Here is a 24,755-nt window from a genome sequence, read left to right as displayed (position 1 = left end):
GCTCTTTTAGCTAGCTCGAAATCTTATTGAATCAAATCATAGATCTCCATCGCAACGATATCGATATTGTCGAATTCGTATTGTTGATGTGTGTCTGTTTCAGTTAGTTCAAATGTTTCTGTCGCTTTATCATAAGTTACGGTGCATTTTTCTACGCCCTCTTTTTCAAAGCGACGAACTTGCAGCTCATTGTCTGCTGATTCGACCATAGCCTCCAGTCGTTTAATGATTGCGACTAATTGTGAATGTGCCATCGGAGGTCCTCCTTTTCTTAGTTCTGTTATATTGTATCAAAAGCATCGTCGACTTGCATTGATTTTCTCCAAAAAAACTAGTTTTTTAGGATTTTTTTTTCGGCTGTCTGCCATCTGCCCACCAAAGCTTGATCAATGCTTGTGTTCCATCGTTCTCAAAACCCTTTTCTGCTAACTTTTCATACAGGTTTCGGGCTTCTTTGGTCGCTGGTAAGTCCAACCCTACTTTTTCTGCTTCGGCTAAAGCAATCTTCAAATCTTTGATAAAATGTTTGACAAAAAAACCTGGTGTATAGTTCTCTTGTAATATACGAGGTGCATAATTACTTAATGACCAGTTTGCCGCACTGCCGCCTGAAAGCGTGGCAATCACTTTTTCTAAGTCTAAGTCAGCTTTCTGTGCATAAACAAGCATCTCTGTCATGCCAGTCATTGTTCCGGCAATCATGATTTGGTTTGCCATTTTTGTATGTTGTCCTTTTCCAGCTGAACCATGTAACGTAAATGTTGTTCCAAACTCGCGAAATAGTGGTAATACTTGCTCGTAGACATTCTCTTTTCCACCCACCATGATCGTTAAGGTGCCATTTTTTGCTCCTAGATCGCCCCCTGAGACAGGGGCATCTAAGGCATCCGCTCCAAGCTCTTGTGCGCTTGCTGCAATTTTTTCAGCAAGTGTTGGCGTACTTGTCGTTAAATCTATGACTGTTTTTCCAATTATACCTGCTTTGAAAATGCCTTTCTCACCATAATAGATTTCTTCCACATCTTGAGGATAGCCGACCATTGTAAAGATAACTTGGCTCATCTCAGCTACTTCTTGTGGACTATCTGCCCATACTGCCCCTTCTTCCATAAGTGGCGCAGCTTTTGCTTTCGTACGATTATAAACAGTCAGTTCGTGGCCAGCTTTTTGTAAATGACGAACAATCGCGCTTCCCATAACTCCTGTACCGATAAAACCAATTTTCATCTTTTGCCCTCCTAAACGATAAAATCCTTGTTTCTATGCTAGTATACGCTAGAAACAAGGATTTTTTTAGGATTATTCACTGTTTTTTTATCTTTTGAAAGAATTTAATTTAATTTTAATCCGTTCGATGGATGCTTCTTCTTCTTTTTTACGCATCTCTTCTTTGTAATACACAAGCATATCTTCATAAAATTCGATCATTGATTGACCAAAATGAGTAGCAGAGATTTCGTAAAGTTTCTTTTCAAACACTTCTGGATTTTTTTCAACTTTGCTTTCGATATAATCAATAAGTGCAGATGCAAAGTCTTCATCTCGTTCAAATGTTCGACCAAGGGAAGCATGATCAAATAAACGATTCAAATAATCATTTCCTTCAACTACACATGGTGTACCAGCCGCCATTGCTTCTGTATACGTCAATCCTTGTGTTTCTGATGTCGAAGCACACACAAAATAATCAGCCGCACGATAATAGAACGCGACGTCATTGTTATCGACTTCCCCAGTAAATTGAACCGCATCAGCTAAATCCAGTGACGTGATCAGTTCTTTTAGTTGCTCAACATAAGGTCCGTTTCCGACTATGACTAGTCGTGCATCTGGATAGTGTTTGATGACTTCCGGAAACCCTTGGATCAACGCTTGGATATTTTTTTCGTAAGAGATCCGACTTAAAGATAAAATCATCAAGCCGTTTTCTTTTACTCCTAATGAGGTCCGTAATTCGTTGATTTGTTCTTGTGTGATTTCTGGACGTTTGAATTTTTCGATATCGATCCCTGTTGGTATCACTCGTAATGGCGCTGTCACCCCATAGCTTCGCAGTGTTTCGATCACACGCTCACTTGGGCAAACCACACCTGTCGTATGGTTCACAAATAGACGAGATAAGTATTTGACATGGGATTGTCGAATCACTTTCCCTTTTGCAATATAATGAAGGTAATCTTCATACATCGTGTGATACGTATGGATCGATGGGATCTTTAATTTTTTTGCGACCATCTTGCCAAGAACACCCGCTCCAAACTCAGTGTGAGTATGGATAAGATCTAATTCTAATTCTTTTGCCACTAAATAGGCGTACCACATTCCTCGTACCACTACTCGACGTTCTTTGAATGATACAAAAGGAACACTGGGCATACGAATTACATCTTTTTCTAACTTGTCTGCATTGGGATCTGTTGTCGTAAATATATAAACGTCATGTCCCATTTTTTCGAGTTCTTCTTTTAATGTCTTGATAGATGTAGCTACACCACTTACCTGTGGAAAATAGGTATCGGTAAAAAAGCCGATTTTCATCTTTTTTCGCCTCCAAACAACCTTTATTTTGATTCTTGCATTTGTTCATCTGAAGAATCGGATGCCTTTAGCACTTGTTGATAAACGGATTGAAGTTGTTCACCAATTCTTTTGATACTTCGTTCTTCAGCCGTTTGATAGCCAGATTCAACTAAACTAGGTACTTCATGTTGAATGATTTTTTGAATGAGTTTTGAAAACTCTTCATTGTTTCTCCCCATATAACAATTTTTTTGATCTTCAAGCCAATCATCATAGACTGGAATATCACGTACTAACACATTTTGTTTACTTGCTAAAGCTTCCAGTACGACAATACCTTCCGTTTCTTCATAAGAAGGGAAAAAGAACAGATCCGCTCCTGAGTATGCTCCTTCGATGATCTCTCCTCGAATATAACCTGGAAAAATGACATTATCGGGATGATCTTCTTTCACGATTTTTCGGATATTACTTGGGATCGAATACATCGGCACATGACCAAACCAGATGAATGTATATTCCGGTAATTGTTTGGCTATTTCAACAAAATCAATGATTCCTTTTCTTGCAAAAAACAGTCCTACACAAATAATCACTTTTTGATCAGGTGAAAGTTTGAAATACTCCCTGAATTTTTGTTCTTTGACAGGGTCTGGTTGGTACTTTTCCAAATCGATCCCATTGGAAATCGATTGAATTGGTAAATCGATGCCATAACTTTGTAATAATTTTTTTGAATATGGGGTTGGTGTAATCAAGTAATCTGCCTTTTCATACAATCCGACTAAATATTTTTTTACAAATGGTGCTAATTGATTCGAACCGATAAAGGAATTTCGAAAATCTTCCTCCGTTGAATGCGCATGATAAATAATTTTTTTACCGTTTTTACGCGCTTTGTTGACCATGTTATGACTATTGATACCATATGTATTGATGTGCAAAATATCATAGTCTTCCTTACTATCTAAAGTATAGGAGATCCCTACATCTTTAAGCGCACGCTTTTGATGATCAAGTGCACGACCAATGCCGGACTTAGAAAGTATCTTCTCACTTTCAAAATATAATAATACCTTCATCTACGTTCCCCTCACTCTTATATTATAACACAGCGTGAAAGCTGTCACTCAACCTTAAGTCCGATTTTTTCCCAACAAACTTGTAAGTTTGGACAGAATTTTATTTATTATTGCAAGAAGACAAAAAAACAGGCACAGCAAAATACTGTGCCTGTTCCAAAAATCAAGCTAGATATTCATTCACAAGTTCTACGACTTCTTCCATTGTGTCGCACTCGTTTAGGGCACGATCCGCTAGTTCAGCCATTTTGCTTGTATCTAAACGTTTCATCAAGCTACGTGTTTTTAAGATCGATGTTGCACTCATTGAGAACTCATCTAATCCCATACCTACTAGTAAAGGAACAGCCATTTGATCGCCGGCCATTTCTCCACACATACCAGCCCATTTACCTTCAGCATGTGCTGCATCAATGACGTTTTTGATCAAACGTAGAATTGATGGGTTGTATGGTTGGTACAAGTAAGAAACACGTTCGTTCATACGGTCAGCTGCCATTGTGTATTGGATCAAGTCGTTTGTTCCTACTGAGAAGAAGTCTACTTCTTTAGCAAATTTGTCCGCAATAACGGCTGCAGCTGGAATCTCGATCATAATCCCTACTTGGATCGAATCAGAGACTTCAATGCCTTCATTTACTAATTTTTGTTTTTCTTCTTCAAAGATTGCTTTTGCACTACGGAATTCTTTTAGTGTAGCAACCATTGGGAACATGATACGCAAGTTTCCATGTACAGAGGCACGTAATAACGCACGCATTTGCGTACGGAACATATCGTCACCTTGTTCTGATAAGCTGATACGTAATGCACGGTATCCTAAGAAAGGATTCATTTCATGCGGCAATTGCAAGTATGGTAATTCTTTATCTCCACCGATATCCATTGTACGAACAACGACAGGTTTTCCTTCCATTCCTTCCAATACTGCTTTATAAGCAACATATTGATCTTCTTCAGTAGGAAAATCTGGTGAATCCATATAAAGGAATTCTGTACGATAAAGTCCAACTGCTTCACCACCATTGTTGTGTACACCGACTAAATCTTTAGGTGTACCAATGTTGGCTGCTAATTCAAAGTGTTTGCCATCGGCAGTCACTGTCTCAGCATGTTTCAGTTTTTCCCATTCTGCTTTTTGTGCAGCATAATCTGCGCCGATTTTTTCAAATTCGGCTTTTTGTTCTGCTGTTGGCTCAATGACTACATCGCCTTCGATCCCATTAACAGCTAACATTACGCCTTCTTTGACCTTCGCAGTGATTTCTTTTGTTCCAACGATTGCTGGAATTTCAAGAGAACGAGCCATGATTGCAGAATGCGATGTACGTCCACCGATATCTGTTACAAAAGCTTTTACGAAGTTACGATCTAATTGAGCAGTGTCACTTGGCGTCAAATCATGCGCTACGACAACAACTTCTTCATTGATCATTGAAGGGTTTGGTAGAGTCACACCTAGAAGATGTGCTAAAATACGTTTTGCAACGTCACGAATATCTGCTGCACGTTCTTGCATGTAAGCATTATCTTCCATTGCTTCGAACATCCCGATATACATATCCGTTACTTCTTTAAGAGCTGATTCAGCATTTACACTGTTATCTTTGATGTTTTGTTTGATTTGACCTATCATTTCAGGATCTGAAAGAACCATTAAATGTGCGTCAAATACTTGCGCTTCTGCTTCACCTAAGCTTTGCGCTGCTTTTTCACGAATTTGTTGTAATTCTTCAGTTGATTTTGCTAAAGCATCATCTAAGCGAGCTTCTTCAGCTGAAGTATCCTCAACTGTCGTCTTACTGAATGATAAATCCGGTTGAACTAGCAGGTAAGCTTTTGCAACGGCTACTCCGTCACTAGCGGCGATCCCTTTTAGCATTTCAACCATTATTCAGATAAGCCTTCTTTCTTCATTGTTTCAACGATAGCTGCCATAGCATCAGCTTCGTCAGCACCTTCAGCAGTGATAGTAACGTCAGAACCTTGACCTACACCTAAAGACATAACGCCCATGATAGATTTTAAGTTTACTGATTTACCTTTATACTCTAAGTTTACATCAGAGTTAAATTTGCTTGCTGTTTGTACTAATAGAGTAGCTGGACGTGCGTGGATCCCAGTTTCTGCTACTACGTGAAATTCTTTCTTTTCCATATTAATCGGTCTCCTTTAAGTGAGTGTTGTTTTTATGTGAGGGTTTTCTTTTTTAGCAATCCATGATAGAACTAATCAGATGAACCCTTTCATCTGTAAAGATTACCATTTTTTTTCCTTAGATACAACAGTTTTCATTTAAATTGAGAGAAAATCCAATAAAGTATTCTGTAGAAGTGTTTCATGCATAGTGACGATTATTCCTGTTTTAATAAATTGCATGTTTTTTTATATCTCATGAATCGTTTGACCAATCATTGTTTGTCGAGTAATTGAACGATTCTTGAAATTTCAGCTAGATCCCCTACAAATTCGTCGACAACTTAAGGTTCTTACCCAAATGGTTTGTCACATTGTATGAACAAAAGAACCAATTGCTTGCGTCAATTCAAAAAATTAGTATAATAAAATTAAATGGTCAGTAATGGTCAACGAGGTATGACTTTTATAAGGTTTGTTGATCGAGTGTTATTCTTTTACCCAAAGATAGGCGCGATGTAAAATAGACTTAATGACTAATGTTTGAAAGGACGTGAATGTTTTATGCTTTGTCAAAACTGTGGAAAAAATGAAGCAACGATTCACTTGTATGCGACTGTCAATGGCCAACGTACACAACTTGACTATTGTCAGAGCTGTTACCAAAAAATCAAAAATCAGCAAAATGGAGGTCTAACAAGTATGGCCCAAAATGATCCATTTGGCTTTGGGAGTCTGGACGATCTGTTTCGTTCGATGTCTCGTCAAATGCAACAACAAGGAAATTATGAACAAACACCCCCTACTCAGTTTGGTGGGAACAACAACTTCAATGGTGGACAACCACCACAAGGACCCGCTTCAGATGGTCTTTTAGGCGAATACGGTATCAATATTACAGAAGAAGCACGCCAAGGTGAAATCGATCCAGTCATCGGCCGAGATGATGAAATCAAGCGCGTAATCGAAATCTTGAATCGTCGCACAAAGAACAACCCTGTATTGATTGGAGAACCAGGTGTCGGTAAAACGGCTGTGGTTGAAGGACTCGCTCAAAAAATCGTTGATGGCGATGTTCCACAAAAATTACTAGATAAAGAAGTGATTCGCTTAGATGTTGTTTCACTTGTCCAAGGCACAGGAATCAGAGGCCAATTTGAAGAACGGATGCAAAAACTGATCGAAGAAATCAGACAAGCCGAAAATGTCATTTTATTTATAGATGAAGTTCATGAAATCGTTGGGGCTGGTTCAGCTGGCGATGGTAACATGGATGCCGGAAACATATTAAAACCTGCGTTAGCTCGTGGCGAATTACAAATGGTTGGGGCAACGACATTGAATGAATACCGGATCATTGAAAAAGATGCTGCGTTAGAACGCCGCATGCAACCTGTTCGTGTTGATGAACCTTCTGTAGATGAAACGATCAGTATTTTAAAAGGATTACAAAAGCGCTATGAAGACTATCATCATGTCAAATACACAGATGCTGCAGTCGAAGCTGCGGCTAGATTGTCCAATCGCTATATCCAAGATCGTTTTTTACCGGATAAAGCCATCGATTTACTGGATGAAACAGGATCTAAGAAAAACTTAACGATCCAAATCGTTGATCCAAAAATGATCGAAAAGAAATTGGAAGAAGCGGAAGAACAAAAGTTGTTGGCTTCTAAAGAAGAAGATTTCGAAAAAGCAGCTTATTATCGCGATCAAATCAATAAATTAAAAAAAATGCAAGAACGGCAACTCTCAGAAGAAGAAATCCCAGTAATCTCTGAAAAGGATATGGAAAAAATCGTTGAACAACGTACAGGCATCCCAGTTGGTGAACTGAAAGAAAAAGAACAAACTCAATTGAAAAACTTAGCGGACGACTTGAAAAAACATGTAATCGGGCAAGACGATGCGGTTGACCGGGTAGCCAAAGCCATTCGTCGTAATCGAGTTGGTCTAAGCAAGAAAAACCGTCCGATTGGTTCTTTCTTATTTGTTGGTCCTACTGGTGTTGGTAAAACAGAATTAGCGAAGCAACTAGCTTATGAATTGTTTGGATCTGAAGAATCGATGATCCGTTTTGATATGTCAGAATACATGGAAAAACACAGTGTCGCAAAATTGATTGGTTCCCCTCCAGGCTATGTCGGTTACGAAGAAGCTGGTCAATTGACTGAAAAAGTACGTAGAAACCCGTATAGTCTGGTTCTGCTTGATGAAGTAGAAAAAGCACATCCAGATGTCTTACACATGTTCCTACAGATCTTAGATGATGGACGTTTAACCGATGCGCAAGGTCGTACGGTCAGCTTCAAAGATACAATCATCATTATGACAAGTAATGCAGGAACTGGAAAAGTAGAAGCCAATGTTGGCTTTGGTGCTGCTCGCGAAGGTGTGACTCGTTCTGTCTTGAATCAATTGAACAACTACTTCACACCAGAATTCTTGAATCGTTTTGATGGAATCATCGAGTTCAGTGCTTTATCAAAAGAAAACTTGATGACGATCGTTACTCTCATGCTTGATGATGTCAATCAATTGTTGGCGGCTCAACAATTACATGTGGACGTTCCTACGAATGTCAAAGAAAAGCTGGTTGATCTTGGTTACGATCCATCAATGGGTGCCCGACCATTACGTCGGACGATTCAAGAACAAATCGAAGACGGCATTGCCGAATTCTATCTTGATCATCCAACGATCTCAGATCTTAAAGCAAAATTAGATAAAGACGGCAAAATCGTCATTACGTCTAAACCTGAACGTTTGGTCAAAGAAGCAAACAACGAACCGACAGAATAATTCCTTGTTAGTATGGTAGTAAAAATCGAGCGGAGAGTTTGTCACTCTCCGCTTTTGTTTTTATTTTTGGAAAAGAAGTAACGATTTTTTCTCATCCGTTCATTTTTAAGAAGACAAAATGCTGTTCATTTTACTAAAAAAAAATTATAATTAATGTAAGTTATTTCTTAAATACATAAGAGAGGTGAGCGCCATGAAACTAGTTAATGTAACAAACAGTCATTCACGATTAGTTTTAAATCAATTAGAAAATACAGATGCACATATGGTGAAGGTGTATACCGCAGGAAACACAACCGTTATTTATACAGAAGCTCCCGAGCACAATGAAATCGTCCTGATGAATGAAAATCGCAATATCCAACCAAAGGAAATTGAAGAAATCCAACATTACTTCTTAAAAAAAATCCATGACGCTGAGTACCATCCTGAAGACATCCAAGTGATCGAGTTACCGGGCTTAGTAGAAATCTCTATTCCAAAAAAAAATTTAAATGCACCAATTGCTATGTAGGTAAAAAAATAAATCATGAATCAAAAGGGTTTTGTCGAAGGTACTTGGCATTCCCTTTTTTCTTTTTCCTATTTCCAACTTCCCTCCCCTTTACAGGTCGATCCGTTTGGATGATCGAGCGTATTTCTGTGACGATTCGTTCATTTTTTTCCCAATTCTCAATATCCAACATTTGACATACTCGACGCATTTTTGCTCTTTTTCTTTCAATACGCTGTTTTTTTTCGATTTCTGTTTCCATTTGATCCCTACTTTCTTTGCTTATTTTATATATATGTACGCAAAAATATTCTAATCTGTTTTTTTATTTGATTTTAATTGATTTTTTCAAAATAAACAAAAAAACGTTAAGATCCAACAAAAACACACGACAATTCACTGAAAACAGGAATCGTCGTGTGTTCGTTTTAATTTATATGCTAAATGAATATTTTTAAGTTTTTATTTTAAAAGGGAACCACTGTACAGGCAATAGGAATCACTGATTACATCAAACTTTTTAATTTTACGTTTGGATATTTGTCCGCAAACCAACGCTCTGCAAACTGATTCTCAAATAAGAATAGCGGTTGATCGAAGCGATCTCTCGCTAAGATGTTACGACTAGAACTCATTTTTTCATCCAGATCTTCCGGCTCGATCCAACGGGCAATCTTGTTACCCATTGGCGACATGATCACTTCTGCATTGTATTCATTCAACATCCGATATTGGAAAACTTCAAATTGCAATTGTCCAACTGCTCCGATGATGTATTCTTCGGTCACATAGGTTTTATATAATTGAATGGCACCTTCTTGTACCAATTGATTGATTCCCTTGTGGAATGATTTTTGTTTCATCACATTTTTAGCCGTTACTTTCATGAAAAGCTCAGGGGTAAATGAAGGTAATTCTTCATAAGCTACTTTTAGTTTTCCTTCATATAATGTGTCACCGATTTGATAGTTTCCAGTGTCATACACACCAATGATATCTCCTGCCACAGCATTTTCAACGTTTTCTCTGGCATCTGCCATAAACTGCGTGACATTACTCAATTTCAATTTTTTGTTCGTCCGCTGTAATGAAACGTCTATTCCACGTTCAAATGTACCTGAACAGATTCGTACAAATGCAATACGATCTCGGTGAGCTGGATTCATATTGGCTTGGATCTTAAAGACAAACCCAGAAAACTCTTGTTCATACGGGCTGACTACTTGCTCTTCACGTGTTTTATGTCCATAAGGAGATGGCGCCAAATCAACGAATGTTTCTAAAAATGTCTGAACACCAAAATTAGTTAGAGCTGAACCGAAAAATACTGGCGTCTGCTCCCCACGTGCGATTTTTTCTTCATTAAAGGAATCCCCGGCTTCTTTTAACAGCTCTACTTCTTCTAATACTTGCTCGTACAATGAATTATTTCTGAGCGGATGATTCTCTGGCAAGTGGCCTTCTTCATCTAATTGAGCTAAGCGTTCATCTTGATAATTCTCAGGACGATAAAATTCTACTCGATTATGATGGATATCGTATAATCCTTCCAGTCCTTTCCCCATACCGATTGGCCAATTCATTGGACAAGATTCGATATCTAATAACTCTTCTAATTCTTCTAATAAATCAAGCGGTTCTCGACCATCTCGATCCAATTTATTGATGAAGGTGAAGATAGGAATTCCTCTTCTTTTGACTACTTGGAAAAGTTTTTTCGTTTGTGCTTCAATCCCTTTTGCGCTATCGATGACCATGACCGCACTATCTACCGCCATCAAGGTACGATACGTATCTTCTGAGAAATCTTCATGCCCAGGTGTGTCTAGAATATTGACTCTTTTACCATGATAATCAAATTGCATCACTGAACTGGTAACAGAAATTCCACGTTGTTTTTCGATTTCCATCCAGTCGGATTTTGCAAAATTACCTGTTTTCTTTCCTTTGACCGTTCCTGCTTGGCGAATCGCACCACCAAATAAAAGCAGTTGTTCGGTGATCGTTGTTTTCCCCGCATCCGGATGGGAAATGATCGCAAATGTGCGTCGATTGTCCACTTGCTGTTTTAATTCTGGATTGTTCATATATTTACTCCATTCTTCATTTGTCTATTGCTTCAATAAAAAGAAACCCTTCAACTATTCGATAGATCCTCTATCCTTTTCTTCAACTCAAATAGTATAGCATGGATCTTCTGATTGAAAAAGTAAGCGAAACAGTTTTACTTTTTCTTTTCATTTGATATCTCCAAAAAAAGAACAGATACATCACTTCAGAAAGCAAGTAATATATCCGCTCTTCATTTCGTTAAAAGATCATCGAAGGTGTCTTATCTTCGTGGTTCGTCGTCTTCAAAATCTTTTTTGAAATAGCGACGTTCTTCTTCAGGCTCAGCTTCTATCTCTTCTGGATCATGGAAGATCACACGAATTTTAAGTATTCTAGAACCTTCCATTTCTTCAGAAATCAAGGTAATGTTTTCAACATCGAATGAAAGTTTTTCTCCTTCATCGGGAATCATGCCCAAAGCTGTGATCAAGTAGCCAGCCATCGTATCCACATCACTCATATGGAGATTGCTTTCAAACGCCTCATTAAATTCATCGATCAGCATTCGACCTTGAATGATATATTCATAGTCACCGACTTGTTCGTAGAGATTTTCTACTTCATCTGATTCGTCATCGATTTCTCCAACGATTTCTTCAAGTAGATCTTCCAGTGTCACTAAACCTACGACTCCGCCATATTCATCTAATAGAATCGCCATTTGGTTTTGTGTTTTTTTCATTTCATATAATAGATCATCAATAAAAATCGTTTCTGGAACAAAAAGTGGTTCTTGCATGATTTTTTTGATCTCTAAATTTTCGAACCCAAATTTATGGGCAGCTTTTAATAAATTTTTCGTATGAAGGATTCCAACAACTTTATCTTTGTCTTCATTATAAACAGGAATCCTTGAGTAATTCTCCGATAGTACTTCGTTGACATTTTCTTCAATGGAGTCATTAATGTCGATCATAAAAGCATCTGTTCGAGGAACCATTACTTCCCTTGCAACTTTTGTGTCTAAAGAAAAGACACCTTGAAGCATTTCCAACTCTTCGTTGTTCAATACCCCTTCGTTTTCAAGCATATACCGCATTTCGTCGCGGGTCATCTTTGAATCTTCATCGTCAAAAGTCATTGGTGTTATCCGTGCCAGCAAGCTGGTAGATGCAGATAACAGCCACACGAAAGGTTTCGCTACGACACCGATCATTCGGATCATACCTGAGGTAAAATTCGCTACCTCTTCTGATTTATTCAAAGCGATCCTTTTCGGGTATAATTCTCCAAAAACAATCGAAACATAGGTCAAAATAGCCAGTACGATAATATTTGCAATACTTCTTGCTGCGGCACCGCCACCTAATAGTGGGGCTAATCTTACGGATAAAGTATTAGCTAAAGATGCACCAGATAAAATATTGACCAAAGTGATTCCTACTTGGATAGTTGATAGGAAGTTATTTGGGTTCTGCAATATTTTTAAAAGCTTTTTAGATTTAACATCTCCTTCTTCCGCTTTTTGTTCGATCCGATTTTTATTGATCGATACAACTGCAATTTCGGAAGCTGCTAAAAAAGCATTGATCAATGTCAAAATGATCAATAATAAAATTTGCGCTAACAGCGACTGACTCTCAGGGTCAGCATTCATAATCGCATTCTCTCCTTATTCATTTAAATTTTTATTTTTTTAAAGAAAAAAACGTGGCTAAAGTTAGCCACGTTAAAATGGTATCATAAAGCGATTTTCTTTGCAATAAAAATACCCATTAGATCATTAAGAAGATCATTAAGATTCAAGAGTCGTCGCAATTTTTTTCTTGTTCTCGTTTTGTTTATCTTCTTTTACGATCTTGACGACATAAGAAATGATTGTTTTACAGATCGCATAAAAAGGTACACCTAGAAAAATCCCTAGTAAACCGGCAATGTTTCCCGCAACAAGTAAAACAATAATGATCGTTAGTGGATGGATCTTCAATGATTTACCAATGACATTCGGATAAATGATATTTCCGTCTAGTTGCTGAACGATCAAAACGACCACACAACATAGCAATGCTTTGAATGGATCATTAAATACTGTCACTAAAAAGGCAGGAGCTAAACCTAAATATGGCCCTAAATAAGGAATGAGGTTAGTCAATCCAGCAATTACTCCGAAAAGGAAAGCATAATCTACGCCTAGTGCAAAATAACCTAGAAAGGTGAATGTACCAACGAATAAGCATTCGATTGCTTGGCCACTAATATAATTAGCTAACGTTTTATTCAACTGCCCTAACAACTCAACGATTTGCTCTCTTCGTTTTTCTGGAAAGAAACGTTTGATGTTCGGTACAAGTTTTTCACCATCTTTCAGCATGTAAAACAAGATGAACGGCGCGGTAATAATAACGATGGTCGCTGAAGCAATCGTTCCAACGATCGAACCTAAGCTATTAGACAAGCCACTCAGAAATTGTTGGATGATCGTGCCATATGAAATATCTAGTTGTTCAAAATATTTATTGATATCGACATCTTTGAATACGGACCATTGTGCAACTTCTCCTAACCAAGTCTCTACTTGGCGGATAAAGTTCGGCGTGTTAGAGGCCAAGGAAGATATTTGTTGGACTAAACTTGGGATGACGCTTAACAAGATCCAGATCAGAGCGGCAACTAACAATAACAGTACAATTGCTACTGCCCAGATCCGTTTCATTTTTGTTTTCATCAATAATCCAACGATTGGATTCAAAATATAATACAAAAAACCAGCAATCAAAACTGGTGCAAATAATGTGGAGAAGAATGTCCCGATTGGTTGGAAGACAAAGCTGATTTTCGAGGAGACTAAGATCAATGTTGCTAAAATCAGCAATTCAAATGACCAGAACATCAACTTTGATTGTTTTAACTTATCGAACAAATAATTCACTTCTTTCCTTTTTTAAGATAGTATATAACATTCTTTTGAAAAAATCTGTTATTTTTGATTTTATTTTATGCACTTTCCATTCCGATCACTTTACAGTATACTACTGAAAAGAAAGGTGGCTGTTTAATGAAAGTAGTTCATACAAAAGATACGATGAGTCCGATCTATCTCGATGCTGTACGTATCAGAAACCAAGTCTTCGTTGTCGAGCAAGGTGTTCCCATTGAGAGAGAAATCGATCAGGATGAGGCACATTGTATCCATTTCGTCCTTTATACAGATGCACAGGAGGCGCAAGGTACTGTTCGTTTACTACCACTCGAAAATGGCCAGATAAAAGTCCAACGTATGGCAATCCTTGCTGAATATCGTCAACAAGGTTTGGGGCAAGTCTTGCTAAGAGAAGCAGAGGCTTTTGCTAAAAACCAAGGCTTTGATACGATAAAATTAGGCGCTCAACTGACCGCTATTCCTTTTTACGAGAAGCTTGATTATCAAGCCTACGGTGAAGTCTTCGAAGATGCGGGCATCCAACATCTCAACATGAAAAAAACTTGTGAAGCATCCAAGTAAAAACAGTAAGTAAGATGAAGATTCCTTCACTTACTTACTGTTTTCGTTTACTTTTGCGACAATTGCTTGTAACGGTCATACCAAATATCAATATAGCCTTCTGAGAATGGGCCATCTCCATTATTGATCCAGTCAACCAAAATCTTCACGTTTTCTTTTAAAATGAAGTCAATATCACTTGGATAATTCATCATTTGACTATGCATTTCATATTCATCGACATCTAACAAGCGCTTCTCGCCATCAGGAAAAACCTTGATATCTAAGTCATAATCAATATATTTTAATGCTTCATCATCTAATAAAAAAGGTGAAGCCAGATTACAATAATAGGAAACCCCCTTTTCTCTGATCATTGCTATTACATTGAACCAGTATTTTTTGTGAAAGTATACAATCGCTGGTTCTCGCGTCACCCAACGGCGTCCATCAGACTCTGTTACAAGAGTATGATCATTGACACCGATCATTGAATGTTCGCTTGTTTTCAATACCATGGTATCACGCCACGTTCGATGCAATTTGCCGTCGTGTTTATAACTTTGGATCGTTACAAACTCTCCTTCTTTTGGAACTCCCATCGCAATCCTTCCTTAGCAACATTTTGTGCTTTGTGTTGGGGTGTTCATTACACCGACATCGTAATTATTATAGCAATAAAAATCATCTTTGCCTAGAAAGGATTACTATTGTTTCGATTTTTATTCAACTGCTCGACTAGCTTCATTTGTACTTTTGGGAAAACCACTTGTTTAAATGCTTCTGGTATCAGCCACTGCGTCTGTTTGCCAGTTTCAGATAGGTCTTTTTCAGTCTTAGGCAACCGACCATAAAACAATAAAACATGCCATTTCAGATGACTGAAGATATGCGTCACTTCCCCTAAGTGACGTTTTTGCCATACGATTTTATCCGCATGAGCAAAAGGCAATACTGAAGCAACATCTTCGGCGACTAAAACCTCATCAAACAAACTGATTTCGTTCTTAGGTTGCCAGTCTGCTTCTAGTTTTTCGTATACCTCTTTCGTTACTTCTGCCATCGGAAATGTCCACATATCAGCCAGTAATTTTTGGTGATCTCGTTGTTCAAAATAAAAAGCACCTTCTGCGTTTTCAATCGCTGCACAAACATAATAAACATTTCGCGGCTTTGCTTTTTTTGTTTTGACAGGATAGGCGGTTTGGATCCCTTTTTCTTTTGCTAAACAAAAAGCTTGGATCGGGCATTCCTCACATTTAGGCGAGGTCGGCGTGCAGATTGCTGAGCCAAGATCCATCAATGCTTGATTGAACTCACCCGGATGCTCTTCGTCAATGATTTTTCGCATGGCTTGATCAAATACTTTGCGACTCGATGCTTTCGCAATATCTTCTTCAATACAGAACAGCCGACTAACTACACGCATGACATTTCCATCAATCGCTGGTTCAGGTAGCCCAAAAGCAATACTTGCGATTGCCCCTGTTGTATAAGGTCCAATCCCTTTTAATGTACTGATTTCTTCCGGCGTTTGTGGCATCTTTCCGTCAAAATCTTCCATAATTTGTTTTGCAGCAGCTTGAATATTTCTGGCCCGCGAGTAGTAACCTAAGCCTTCCCAAGCTTTCAGAAGTTTTTCTTCGGGTGCTTGCGCCAACGCTTCGATGGTTGGGAACCACTCCATAAAGCGATAAAAATAATCAATGACTGTATCGACTCTGGTTTGTTGCAACATGATTTCTGATATCCAAATACGATAAGGGTCTTGATTGTAACGCCAAGGAAGATTTCTCTTTTCAAGTTCATACCATTCAATAAAACGTTCTTGAAATTCTGTTGTTTTTTCTAAGGACCACTTTTCCCATTCTCTACTCACTTGCTTCTTCTTCCTTTTCTAAAATAAAGCGCTGGATCATCTCAAAATCAAAGCCTTTTTGATAGAGACCCTGCTTTACTTTCATCTTTCTCTTTTGAGGTTCAAAGCGACTATTCTTACGCCAGATCTTCTCTCCTTGTTGTACTAAAAGCTCATATTCAGCTTCTGGATCGGTTTCTTGAGGTAAGGTTTGCATCGCTTCTTGGATCACATCATTGGTAAATCCTTTTGTCATCAATTTCTGTTGGATATTCCGTAATAGATCCTTTTGGCTTTTGGCTCGATTTTTTTCGTAAGTCTTTTCCGCTGTTTGCCGTGCATTTTCTACTTGCTCTTCAAATGGGTACTGGCTTAAAGACTGCTCGATCACTTCTGGTGAGAGCCCTTTTTGTTGCATTTGTTGAGCTAATTTTTTTGGTCCTTTATCACTCAAACGCATATTCGTTCGGACGTAACTTTCACCAAACGTCAAATCGTCAACAAGACCTAATCCTTTTAATTTTTCAATGATTTTATGACGGTCTTCTTGTCCGATCTCTTTATCTTTTAAATAGATCCGAATTTCTTTTTCCGTTCGTAATTGGTAACTCAAATAATTTAATGCTTGTTGTAAACCAAAATCATAACCTGTACTTTTTTTGATTTCAGCTAATTTATCTTCTGTCAATTCTTGTCCTTTTAATAAACGATAGCGTACTAAAATATCTTCTGATACTTGTAGTGTTTCGCCATCTGATAGATCGATCTGATAAAAAGGCCCCTTGCCTTTACTGATTCTTGCAATAGAAAGCAAACTATCCCTCCTCGAACATATATTCCTATCATAACATAGAAAATCCCCAACTTTCGCTATAATATGTTAGAATATAGCCACATAATGATAAAAAGGGAGATACCTATGCCAGAAGCAATTGTTAAAAACGGCCAAACGATCACATTAAAAATTAAACGTTTAGGGATCAACGGAGAAGGAATCGGCTACTTTAAACGCATGATCGTCTTTGTTCCGTATGCTCTTCCTAAAGAAGAAGTTCTAGTGAAGATCACCAAAGCGACCCCTCGCTATGCCGAAGGCCAACTCGTCAAAGTCAAAAAAACAAGTAGTGACCGTGTGACTGCTCCATGTCCAGTCTACTATGAATGTGGTGGTTGCCAATTGCAACATTTAGCGTACCATGCACAACTCGATTTCAAAAAAGATTTGCTTTTGCAAGCCTTAGAAAAATTCAAACCCGCCGGTTATCATAAGTATCCACTTTTACCTACGATTGGAATGGAGGATCCATGGCGTTACCGGAACAAAGCGCAATTTCAATTGAGAAAAAATAAACAGACAGATAAAATTGAAGCTGGACTCTATCAAGCCAATTCTCATGACTTAGTGGCGATTACTGATTGTTTAGTGCAAGAGCCTGCAACACAAAAAGTGATGAATACAATCGTCGATTTATTGAATAAATATGATTTACCGATTTATGATGAACGTGCGGATAGCGGAATTTTCCGCACAATCATGGTTCGAGTGGGTATACAGACAGGTGAGCTACAAGTTGTCTTTATCACCCGGAGCCAAAAATTCCCACAAAAAAATACTCTGATTCGTGAGATCAATCAACAACTCCCTGAAGTCGTTTCGATCATGCAAAACGTGCAACCTTTAAAAACCTCCCTCGTGATGGGTGACGAAACAAAACACCTTTGGGGAAAAGAAGCTATTGAGGAACGGATCAATGAAGTAACTTTTGATCTTTCGCCTCGTGCCTTTTTCCAGTTGAATCCTCAACAAACAGAAGTCTTATACGGTGAGGGAATCAAAGCTTTGGCCATCCAACCAGAAGAAACAATCGTAGATGCTTATTGTGGTGTTGGGACAATTGGTTTGAGTGTGGCAAACAAAGCAAAAGAAGTGCGTGGAATGGATACTATCCCTCAAGCCATCGCAGATGCACAGAAAAACGCACAACGATTAGGATATGAGAATACTCGTTATGAAGTGGGGACGGCAGAAGAGCTCTTACCAAAGTGGTTGAATGAAGGCTTTCGTCCGGATGGGATCATCGTTGATCCGCCACGTACTGGTTTGGATGAGCAGTTGATCCAAGCAATTTTAAAAAATCCACCACAAAAATTCGTTTATATTTCTTGCAATGTTTCGACTTTAGCAAGAGACCTCGTCCAATTAGCGAAAGTATTTCACGTCGAGTATCTGCAGTCTGTCGACATGTTCCCTCAAACAGCACGTTGTGAAGTCGTCGTGAAATTAACAAAAAAATAATTCAGTTACGCCAGCCGGAATCCTTATAAAAAATAAGCACTTTCCTCTACTTAATAGTCAAAACTATTTCCGAGGTCAATGCTTATTTTTTATTCGATTATTTCTGATCAAACCTTATTTCATTTGTTTTTTTCGTTTCAATAAAGTAAAAAGTGTTTGAACTTGCCCCTTGAAAGACATGACATCATCAAAAATATCTTCGCCATCATTCAACATTTTTACTGTGATCCATCCTAATGATTCGGTGATCGTACTAGCGACTGTTGCATTGATCGCTGCACCAGCCACTGTACCTACTGCCGGAATGATTTTAATGATATTCCCTACTGCACTTCTACCTAAACTGACAACGATCAACTCTTTTGAGACACTTTTACCTAATGATTCAGACCATGATTGTCCAAATAACTTGTGGAGACGTCCCATCATCGTTAGCTGAACAGGTACAAGTAAAAAAGCATCTGAAAATGGGATCGGTGAACAACCGATGATCGCCGCTGTCAAAGAGGCCGCATGAATCGTTGCATGGCATTTTCTACGTAAGGGTTCATCTACCCCTTTTAAGAATTCTTCAAATAAACGATCGAATTGTGTTTTACTCTTTGCTAATGTTTGTTCCGCTTTGCTTTTTGACGAATCAAAATTTCGTAAAATAGCTGAGGATGTTTTTTGAGGAAGTCTTTTCATTGTTTCAGCGAAAAAGGAAGCAAATTCTTTTTGTTCTTCAGGTGTTTGTTCCAATATTTCTTCTATTTTTGTTTCTTCATTTTCGATTACAGTATCTTCAATCGATTCTTTATTTTTCTTTTTTTTTCGTAAAATTTTTTTCATTTGATTTCCTCCGTAACCCTTCCCTTTTTATATCCTTATTTCTATCATACAATACAACCTGAAGTTCGCCAAAAAATGGGCTCCTCATCTAACGCCACACCGTTTGATTTGGGCTGGTTCGAGCATACAAATAAACACCCATGAAATGAAAACGAGAGTCACTTCATGGGTGTTCTTTTATATGATCAGTTAAAAAGAGTTCTCTTCAAGGGTTCTCTATTGAACATTGACATCAATTACTTGATAGAACGCATTTGTTGTATCTGAAATATTCCAAACAGCCAAAATCACGTTGTAGCCTTTTCTATCTTGAGGAACAGTAATTGTTTGATTTACTGTTTTTGGTGGAATTGTTGCTTTATCATCGATTTTTGTGATCAATTCAAAATCGCTGAATTTCAAAGGTTGATTTTGGTTCCAACCTGGTTTTGTAATATAGTAATCCCAAGTGCTTGTACGATGTTGTGCAGTTAAGTTCCAAGTGATATTCAAAGCACCAGAATTAATTACACTTTTATGCCAACGACTTGCTGTCTGTTCATCTAATGGTTCAAATCCACTAACACCTGCACTCGCGATTTTTCCATCGATAAATGTATTTTTAGGCGCTTCAATACTTTGTGGTTCCCATTGTGCGCGTCCAACGTTTTGATTCAAATTACCTGCGGCTGCTGTGCCAAAATAAGCACGACTCCCTGGAGATGTTACATAACCATGTGCATAACCAGATGTACCAAAACCAAACAAACCTAACATAACAATTCCTACGAACATCATAACACTAAACTTTTTCATAACTGAACCTCCTATATTTGATAGATTCATTGTAAACGTTTTCTAAAATAAAAACAAACATTATGCTTTTATAACTTTATCTCGGATAAACTAATTTTAAAAAAAGAATAAAACATTAATTTAACAAGGATTAACTAGCGGTAAAGATAGTTGATCACCTAAATATTTTTATGATATAATTAATGTTTTCTTAACATTTCAACAAAAAGAAGAGAGCTTATTTCAGGCTCTCTTCTTTTTAAGATTTATATAAATAATAACTTAAATATCATTTTTTCATATAAGTTATTAATAATTTTTACGATATATCATTTTTCTATGAAGTAATAAGTAGGGAGCGATTATTCAGTCACAAGGCTCCATGGACCATACGGGCCAGATTCACTCGGAATATCATTTTGTGTCCAATATTTTGCTTCATAGATCAGCCCTTCATATGTAACACGATCCCCTTCAAAATAAACAGTTTCAGGATCCCAAGTTGGTAGAGTAGATTCTGATTCTTCAAGTGTAGTAAAAGTATAAGTTGCTGCATCCGAAATATTTCCAGAACGGTCTTCCGCAATCACTTCAACGGTGTAAGTCGTATTGCTCTTCAAGTTTTCAAAGGTATGAGATACAGCCATTGTTGTCGCTGATACTGTTTCCCCCGCACCTGTTAATTTAAGATTATAACGAGCAATGCGATCATTATCCGTTGATGCTGTCCAATTGATACGCGCACGCTGTGTCGTAATGAAATCTGAGCCTACATTTGTCGGTGTTGATGGATTTTGTGTATCTTCAGGCATTTCGGAACCATCTGTAAATCTTTGACCGACAGTTAAGAATTCATATTGGTTTTTCACTTGCCCTTGACCACCGTCTACTTTGGCATCACGATTCATTGACCAGTATGAGACCATACCGATTTTTCGTTCTTTGGCATGTTGTACAACTAAGTTGAACATGTCTGTTGTAAAGTAAGGATGTTGTTCATTTTCAAATCCTACAGAAGGAGTCGTACCTAATTTTGCATAAGCTTGTTCATCCGTTAATGTTTTACCAGCGTATTGTTTGTAATGATTTTTTAATTGGATCATTGTATTGTCTACCGCATCTAATGAACCTTGCGCATAGTCTGTAACACTTGATCCATAACACATCGTCATGATATTCACGTTAGTTAAGTCAACACCCGCTTCCAAATAAGCTTGCAAGACAGATAATCCTGTGGAAATCAATCCTGTAGGCATAACTGGTAATGTCAACGTTACATCAACACCAGTTGCATCTTGTAATCGTTTTACCGCTTTAGCATTTGTTAAATTTTCGTGGTATCCCATAGCACCTGCTTCTACATCAAAGTCAATACGTGTAAAACCATAACCTTGGATCACTTCCATATAAGCATCATAAAGCATGTCTTCATCTTGTGCCACTTCCCAAAAGGCTCCAGAATTTAATCCACCAAATGACACAGCTGCATCTCCGCCTACTTCTCTTAACTCACGGATCGATTGCTTGATTCCTTCATATTGCCATTTGTCATTATCACTTTCACTCAAACCATTGAAGCTTCCCCAAGCCCAATCAAGTTTACCATTTTTGATTCCTCTAGCTTGCATAAATCCTAAATTAAAGAAACGTTGCCCTGTTTCTCTAGCAATTTCTGCCATATTCAAAGCACCTTTATTCGACAGTACTTCATCTGAAGTATACGCTGTGATATCTACAAATGGTGCTACGACTTGTTCTGGCCACTCGATTCCTTGACCAACACCAAAATCAGGTGTTGCGCGAACTGTTTGCTCTGTTGCCGCTCCTTGCTCTTCATTTAAAAACAATGGTGCTACTAACAAGCTACACAAAGCTGCTCCAGCTAATAATTTTTTTAAACTTTTTTTCTTCATTTTTTCAAACTCTCCCCATTCAACTAATTTATTTCCCTTGTTCGTAATCGATTACAAATTTTATAATATCAGATAACTCAAAATAATATAACAAAATAAAAAAAGAAATTAAGGTTATTTAATCGTTCTATCTCCATTTTATAGTTAAATAAAAAAGTAAAAAATAAAATGTCCGGCATTGCAACAATGTTTGAAAATCAACACAAAAATGCTTTTAACAATGATTTAATCACCTCGTTACTAATTTATTTTGGTCAATATGTACGCTATATTAACATTTTTTAAAATAACTTAATGAATCACAAGCCATAAATAGATGCTGTTATAAATAATTATGTTAAACTGTCTAAAGAAAGGAGTTTTTTTATGGTATACACTATCAATCGATTAAAAGATTATCGTTTGTGGGTTTGCATGATCGGAATCGTTGCTTTGGGATTTTTATCTGGCATTCTTAGCGGCAATCCAGGAAAATATTATTACTCGTTACAACTCCCAGCTTTTGCACCACCTAGTTGGATTTTTGGCCCTATGTGGACGGTCCTCTATATTTTAATAGGTATTTCTTTGTACTTTATTCTAAATACACAAAATCAAAAACACCGCTCTAAACTACTATGGCTCTTTACTATTCAATTTATCTTCAACCTTTTATGGTCAGCTTTATTCTTCAACCTTGGAAATACGTTGATTTCAGCAATCGATATCACTTTATTAATGATTTTCTTAACAGCTTTGGTCTATCATTTATGGCTGCACAATCGTACAGCCATGTGGTTGACGATTCCTTACTATTTATGGGTATTTTTTGCATCTATCTTGAATTACGCGATTTTTATTTTGAATTAATCGATAGGTTTTAACTAATAACAACTTACTAGAATGAATCACACAACAATGAAAAAAAGCTACGTGAATGCCCACGTAGCTTTTTTATACGATCCTATTATTCGAATGTTTTATCCAATCTGTTTCCAAGGACCGTACAAACTAGATTCGCTTGGCTCGTTGTTATGTGTCCAATCTTACGCTTCATAAACGATCCCATTATACGTCACTCGATTTCCTTGTACATAAACTTTATTCGCTTCCCACGCGGCGATCTCATGGTCACCTTCTGGCATTCCTGAAATCAATTCCCAAGGACCATACAAACCTAACTCACTTGGAATACTGTTTTGTGCCCAATATTTGGCACGGTATAATGCTCCTTTGTAAGAAACAACATCAACACTTACGTAAACTTTTGTCGCTTCCTATGCAGGAATCTCTCCTGGTTCGCCTGGTTCTCCCGGCTCCCCTGGATCTACTACATTCGCTAAAATTGTGAATGCAACTTTTGCCGTATCCGAAATATTTCCAGAACGATCTTCAGCATTGATTTCTACCGTATATTTTATATCATCTTTTAAGTTTGTGTACGCGTATGAAAGAGAAGTAGTCGTAACATTGATCGTTTGTCCATTCCCTACTAATCTCAAGTTATATTTTGCCACACCTTCATTGTCAGTCGTCGCCATCCAGTTGACATGCGCGCTATTTTTTAATGTTCCAAACAGAAAGATTTGTCGGAACAGATGGTTTTTCTTTATCTTCCGGAGTTTCACTTCCACCGCCCTCATTACCTTCAGCAACTGTTTCACTCACTTTTAAGAATTCAAATTGGTTCTTTACTTGCCCTTGTCCACCATCTGTTTTTGCATCGCGGTTCATCGACCAATAAGAAACCATTCCAATTTTACGTTCTCTTGCATGTTCGACAACTTGATTGAACATTTCTGTCGTGAAGTATGATGTTTTTCATTCTCAAAACCAATCGAAAGAGTTGTACCTAATTTTGTATACGCTTCTTCATCAGTCAAAGTGATACCAGCATTTTGGCGATAATGATTCTTCAATTGGACCACATAGTATGGTCGACCGCATCTAATGATCCTTGTGCATGATCAGTGACACTTGGACCATAACACATCGTCATAATATTGACATTGGTCAAATCGACACCTGCTTCTAAATAAGCTTGCAATACGGATAGTCCAGTTGAAATCAAACCAGTTGGCATAACAGGCAATGTCAACGTTACTTGCACTCCTATAGTATCTTGTAGTCGTTTGACTGCTTTCGCATTGAGTAAGTTTTCTGTATAGCCCATCGCCCCTACTTCCACATCAAAATCTACACGAGCAAAGCCATATCCTTAAACAACTTTCATATAAGCATCATAAAGCATATCTTCATCATGGCTGACTTGCCAGAAAGCACCTGTGTTCAGTTCACCAAATGAAACAGCAGCATCTACACCAACCGTTCTTAATTCACGGATCGTTTTTTTTGATACCTTCATATTGCCATTGATCACTGTCATTCTCACGCAATCCGGCAAATCTGCCCCACGCCCAATCGATCTTACCATCTTTGATTCCTTTAGCTTGCATGAATCCTAAATTAAAGAATTTTCACCCAATTTCCTTTGCGATTGCTGCTAGATTCAACGCGCCATTATTCAATAACTCTGTA

The 24,755-nt window shown here is 37.8% G+C and carries 27 protein-coding genes and 1 pseudogene; 5 read left to right on the top strand and 23 right to left on the bottom strand.

From position 1 onward, the window contains the following. Positions 1–23: 23 nt before the first annotated feature. From CYK55_RS04675 to CYK55_RS04650, 6 genes are all read right to left on the bottom strand, one after another. Positions 24–254 carry a YkuJ family protein gene (locus CYK55_RS04675; RefSeq protein WP_010735881.1) on the bottom strand — a complete coding sequence of 77 codons (231 nt, stop codon included), beginning with the start codon at positions 252–254 and terminating at the stop codon, positions 24–26. 85 nt (positions 255–339) lie between these two features. Further along, positions 340–1,227 (bottom strand): NAD(P)-dependent oxidoreductase, encoded by an 888-nt coding sequence (locus CYK55_RS04670; protein WP_034688443.1) that lies wholly within the window; start codon positions 1,225–1,227, stop codon positions 340–342. Positions 1,228–1,314: 87 nt separating this feature from the next. Then, positions 1,315–2,538 (bottom strand): glycosyltransferase family 4 protein, encoded by a 1,224-nt coding sequence (locus tag CYK55_RS04665; protein WP_034688444.1) that lies wholly within the window; start codon positions 2,536–2,538, stop codon positions 1,315–1,317. A gap of 23 nt (positions 2,539–2,561) precedes the next feature. Then, entirely contained in the window at positions 2,562–3,602 is a 1,041-nt protein-coding gene (locus CYK55_RS04660) for a glycosyltransferase family 4 protein (RefSeq protein WP_034688445.1), read from the bottom strand. A gap of 163 nt (positions 3,603–3,765) precedes the next feature. Beyond that, a complete protein-coding gene (gene ptsP, locus CYK55_RS04655; protein ID WP_034688446.1) occupies positions 3,766–5,493 on the bottom strand; it encodes a phosphoenolpyruvate--protein phosphotransferase in 1,728 nt (575 codons plus the stop codon). Then, complete coding sequence (locus CYK55_RS04650) at positions 5,493–5,759, bottom strand: phosphocarrier protein HPr (protein WP_002287602.1); 267 nt, start codon at positions 5,757–5,759, stop codon at positions 5,493–5,495. Before CYK55_RS04650 ends, ptsP begins: the two co-directional genes overlap by 1 nt. 543 nt (positions 5,760–6,302) lie before the next feature. Between CYK55_RS04650 and CYK55_RS04645 the strand changes: the two genes are divergently transcribed. Beyond that, positions 6,303–8,540 carry an ATP-dependent Clp protease ATP-binding subunit gene (locus tag CYK55_RS04645; RefSeq protein ID WP_126134011.1) on the top strand — a complete coding sequence of 746 codons (2,238 nt, stop codon included), beginning with the start codon at positions 6,303–6,305 and terminating at the stop codon, positions 8,538–8,540. 193 nt (positions 8,541–8,733) lie between these two features. Next, complete coding sequence (locus tag CYK55_RS04640; protein WP_034688448.1) at positions 8,734–9,054, top strand: DUF1827 family protein; 321 nt, start codon at positions 8,734–8,736, stop codon at positions 9,052–9,054. Positions 9,055–9,067: 13 nt separating this feature from the next. Here the strand turns inward: CYK55_RS04640 and CYK55_RS04635 are convergent, their stop codons facing one another. From CYK55_RS04635 to CYK55_RS04620, 4 genes are all read right to left on the bottom strand, one after another. Next, positions 9,068–9,295, bottom strand: coding sequence for a flagellar motor switch protein (locus tag CYK55_RS04635; protein WP_235186316.1), 228 nt, complete (start codon positions 9,293–9,295; stop codon positions 9,068–9,070). Between the two features lie 244 nt (positions 9,296–9,539). Next, the gene (locus tag CYK55_RS04630) at positions 9,540–11,120 is read right to left on the bottom strand and encodes a peptide chain release factor 3 (RefSeq protein WP_126134010.1); all 1,581 of its coding nucleotides are present in this window, start codon (positions 11,118–11,120) and stop codon (positions 9,540–9,542) included. Positions 11,121–11,365: 245 nt separating this feature from the next. Further along, positions 11,366–12,742, bottom strand: a complete 1,377-nt coding sequence (locus CYK55_RS04625) for a hemolysin family protein (protein WP_034688450.1) — start codon at positions 12,740–12,742, stop codon at positions 11,366–11,368. Between the two features lie 138 nt (positions 12,743–12,880). Continuing rightward, on the bottom strand, positions 12,881–14,005 hold the full coding sequence (locus tag CYK55_RS04620) for an AI-2E family transporter (RefSeq protein WP_034688451.1): 1,125 nt from the start codon (positions 14,003–14,005) through the stop codon (positions 12,881–12,883). Between the two features lie 135 nt (positions 14,006–14,140). Between CYK55_RS04620 and CYK55_RS04615 the strand changes: the two genes are divergently transcribed. After that, positions 14,141–14,587: a GNAT family N-acetyltransferase gene (locus CYK55_RS04615; protein ID WP_034688452.1), complete on the top strand. Its 447-nt coding sequence runs from the start codon at positions 14,141–14,143 to the stop codon at positions 14,585–14,587. 47 nt (positions 14,588–14,634) lie between these two features. On the opposite strand, the gene ntdP is transcribed toward CYK55_RS04615, so the two are convergent. The 3 genes from ntdP to recX all read right to left on the bottom strand — a co-directional run bounded on the left by ntdP (position 14,635) and on the right by recX (position 17,238). Then, positions 14,635–15,168: a nucleoside tri-diphosphate phosphatase gene (ntdP, locus tag CYK55_RS04610; protein WP_010735893.1), complete on the bottom strand. Its 534-nt coding sequence runs from the start codon at positions 15,166–15,168 to the stop codon at positions 14,635–14,637. A gap of 92 nt (positions 15,169–15,260) precedes the next feature. Beyond that, positions 15,261–16,445 carry an A/G-specific adenine glycosylase gene (gene mutY, locus CYK55_RS04605; RefSeq protein ID WP_034688453.1) on the bottom strand — a complete coding sequence of 395 codons (1,185 nt, stop codon included), beginning with the start codon at positions 16,443–16,445 and terminating at the stop codon, positions 15,261–15,263. Continuing rightward, on the bottom strand, positions 16,438–17,238 hold the full coding sequence (gene recX, locus CYK55_RS04600) for a recombination regulator RecX (RefSeq protein WP_034688455.1): 801 nt from the start codon (positions 17,236–17,238) through the stop codon (positions 16,438–16,440). The genes mutY and recX overlap by 8 nt, the downstream gene beginning before the upstream one ends. 105 nt (positions 17,239–17,343) lie before the next feature. On the opposite strand from recX, the gene rlmD reads away from it, so the two are divergent. Next, positions 17,344–18,720: a 23S rRNA (uracil(1939)-C(5))-methyltransferase RlmD gene (rlmD, locus tag CYK55_RS04595; protein ID WP_034688457.1), complete on the top strand. Its 1,377-nt coding sequence runs from the start codon at positions 17,344–17,346 to the stop codon at positions 18,718–18,720. Between the two features lie 114 nt (positions 18,721–18,834). On the opposite strand, the gene CYK55_RS04590 is transcribed toward rlmD, so the two are convergent. The 3 genes from CYK55_RS04590 to CYK55_RS04580 form a co-directional block, all read right to left on the bottom strand. Further along, positions 18,835–19,551 carry a YcjF family protein gene (locus tag CYK55_RS04590; RefSeq protein WP_126134009.1) on the bottom strand — a complete coding sequence of 239 codons (717 nt, stop codon included), beginning with the start codon at positions 19,549–19,551 and terminating at the stop codon, positions 18,835–18,837. 216 nt (positions 19,552–19,767) lie between these two features. Further along, complete coding sequence (locus tag CYK55_RS04585; RefSeq protein WP_034688459.1) at positions 19,768–20,346, bottom strand: lytic polysaccharide monooxygenase; 579 nt, start codon at positions 20,344–20,346, stop codon at positions 19,768–19,770. Positions 20,347–20,687: 341 nt separating this feature from the next. After that, positions 20,688–22,238, bottom strand: a complete 1,551-nt coding sequence (locus CYK55_RS04580) for a fibronectin type III domain-containing protein (protein WP_126134008.1) — start codon at positions 22,236–22,238, stop codon at positions 20,688–20,690. Between the two features lie 366 nt (positions 22,239–22,604). Here CYK55_RS04580 and CYK55_RS04575 point away from each other — a divergent pair, with 366 nt between their 5' ends. Next, positions 22,605–23,087, top strand: coding sequence for a TspO/MBR family protein (locus tag CYK55_RS04575; protein ID WP_034688463.1), 483 nt, complete (start codon positions 22,605–22,607; stop codon positions 23,085–23,087). A 176-nt stretch (positions 23,088–23,263) separates the two neighbouring features. Here the strand turns inward: CYK55_RS04575 and CYK55_RS13935 are convergent, their stop codons facing one another. From CYK55_RS13935 to CYK55_RS13710, 7 genes and pseudogenes are all read right to left on the bottom strand, one after another. After that, on the bottom strand, positions 23,264–23,362 hold the full coding sequence (locus CYK55_RS13935; RefSeq protein WP_326273372.1) for a carbohydrate-binding protein: 99 nt from the start codon (positions 23,360–23,362) through the stop codon (positions 23,264–23,266). Positions 23,363–23,389: 27 nt separating this feature from the next. Further along, positions 23,390–23,479, bottom strand: a pseudogene (locus CYK55_RS13995) (hypothetical protein); the annotation flags it as partial. A 15-nt stretch (positions 23,480–23,494) separates the two neighbouring features. Continuing rightward, positions 23,495–23,758, bottom strand: a complete 264-nt coding sequence (locus CYK55_RS13730; RefSeq protein ID WP_241234797.1) for a hypothetical protein — start codon at positions 23,756–23,758, stop codon at positions 23,495–23,497. A gap of 16 nt (positions 23,759–23,774) precedes the next feature. Beyond that, positions 23,775–23,969, bottom strand: a complete 195-nt coding sequence (locus tag CYK55_RS13725; protein ID WP_241234796.1) for a hypothetical protein — start codon at positions 23,967–23,969, stop codon at positions 23,775–23,777. After that, positions 23,948–24,136 (bottom strand): hypothetical protein, encoded by a 189-nt coding sequence (locus CYK55_RS13720; RefSeq protein WP_241234795.1) that lies wholly within the window; start codon positions 24,134–24,136, stop codon positions 23,948–23,950. Before CYK55_RS13720 ends, CYK55_RS13725 begins: the two co-directional genes overlap by 22 nt. After that, entirely contained in the window at positions 24,133–24,390 is a 258-nt protein-coding gene (locus CYK55_RS13715) for a hypothetical protein (protein WP_235186321.1), read from the bottom strand. Before CYK55_RS13715 ends, CYK55_RS13720 begins: the two co-directional genes overlap by 4 nt. A 45-nt stretch (positions 24,391–24,435) precedes the next feature. Next, complete coding sequence (locus CYK55_RS13710) at positions 24,436–24,651, bottom strand: hypothetical protein (protein WP_235186322.1); 216 nt, start codon at positions 24,649–24,651, stop codon at positions 24,436–24,438. Between the last annotated feature and the right edge of the window lie 104 nt (positions 24,652–24,755).

Source organism: Enterococcus mundtii (assembly GCF_003957375.1).
Taxonomy (GTDB): Bacteria; Bacillota; Bacilli; order Lactobacillales; family Enterococcaceae; genus Enterococcus_B; species Enterococcus_B spodopteracolus.
This window is presented reverse-complemented; position numbering and strand designations above follow the sequence as displayed.

Bases quoted from the DNA above. Each gene is read 5' to 3' on its own strand.
- CYK55_RS04675 (WP_010735881.1), bottom strand. From the start codon at position 254: ATGGCACATTCACAATTAGTCGCAATCATTAAACGACTGGAGGCTATG.
- CYK55_RS04670 (WP_034688443.1), bottom strand. From the start codon at position 1,227: ATGAAAATTGGTTTTATCGGTACAGGAGTTATGGGAAGCGCGATTGTT.
- CYK55_RS04665 (WP_034688444.1), bottom strand. From the start codon at position 2,538: ATGAAAATCGGCTTTTTTACCGATACCTATTTTCCACAGGTAAGTGGT.
- CYK55_RS04660 (WP_034688445.1), bottom strand. From the start codon at position 3,602: ATGAAGGTATTATTATATTTTGAAAGTGAGAAGATACTTTCTAAGTCC.
- ptsP (WP_034688446.1), bottom strand. From the start codon at position 5,493: ATGGTTGAAATGCTAAAAGGGATCGCCGCTAGTGACGGAGTAGCCGTT.
- CYK55_RS04650 (WP_002287602.1), bottom strand. From the start codon at position 5,759: ATGGAAAAGAAAGAATTTCACGTAGTAGCAGAAACTGGGATCCACGCA.
- CYK55_RS04645 (WP_126134011.1), top strand. From the start codon at position 6,303: ATGCTTTGTCAAAACTGTGGAAAAAATGAAGCAACGATTCACTTGTAT.
- CYK55_RS04640 (WP_034688448.1), top strand. From the start codon at position 8,734: ATGAAACTAGTTAATGTAACAAACAGTCATTCACGATTAGTTTTAAAT.
- CYK55_RS04635 (WP_235186316.1), bottom strand. From the start codon at position 9,295: ATGGAAACAGAAATCGAAAAAAAACAGCGTATTGAAAGAAAAAGAGCA.
- CYK55_RS04630 (WP_126134010.1), bottom strand. From the start codon at position 11,120: ATGAACAATCCAGAATTAAAACAGCAAGTGGACAATCGACGCACATTT.
- CYK55_RS04625 (WP_034688450.1), bottom strand. From the start codon at position 12,742: ATGAATGCTGACCCTGAGAGTCAGTCGCTGTTAGCGCAAATTTTATTA.
- CYK55_RS04615 (WP_034688452.1), top strand. From the start codon at position 14,141: ATGAAAGTAGTTCATACAAAAGATACGATGAGTCCGATCTATCTCGAT.
- ntdP (WP_010735893.1), bottom strand. From the start codon at position 15,168: ATGGGAGTTCCAAAAGAAGGAGAGTTTGTAACGATCCAAAGTTATAAA.
- rlmD (WP_034688457.1), top strand. From the start codon at position 17,344: ATGCCAGAAGCAATTGTTAAAAACGGCCAAACGATCACATTAAAAATT.
- CYK55_RS04590 (WP_126134009.1), bottom strand. From the start codon at position 19,551: ATGAAAAAAATTTTACGAAAAAAAAAGAAAAATAAAGAATCGATTGAA.
- CYK55_RS04585 (WP_034688459.1), bottom strand. From the start codon at position 20,346: ATGAAAAAGTTTAGTGTTATGATGTTCGTAGGAATTGTTATGTTAGGT.
- CYK55_RS04580 (WP_126134008.1), bottom strand. From the start codon at position 22,238: ATGAAGAAAAAAAGTTTAAAAAAATTATTAGCTGGAGCAGCTTTGTGT.
- CYK55_RS04575 (WP_034688463.1), top strand. From the start codon at position 22,605: ATGGTATACACTATCAATCGATTAAAAGATTATCGTTTGTGGGTTTGC.
- CYK55_RS13935 (WP_326273372.1), bottom strand. From the start codon at position 23,362: ATGCCAGAAGGTGACCATGAGATCGCCGCGTGGGAAGCGAATAAAGTT.
- CYK55_RS13730 (WP_241234797.1), bottom strand. From the start codon at position 23,758: ATGGCGACGACTGACAATGAAGGTGTGGCAAAATATAACTTGAGATTA.
- CYK55_RS13725 (WP_241234796.1), bottom strand. From the start codon at position 23,969: ATGGTTTCTTATTGGTCGATGAACCGCGATGCAAAAACAGATGGTGGA.
- CYK55_RS13715 (WP_235186321.1), bottom strand. From the start codon at position 24,390: ATGGGCTATACAGAAAACTTACTCAATGCGAAAGCAGTCAAACGACTA.
- CYK55_RS13710 (WP_235186322.1), bottom strand. From the start codon at position 24,651: ATGGTAAGATCGATTGGGCGTGGGGCAGATTTGCCGGATTGCGTGAGA.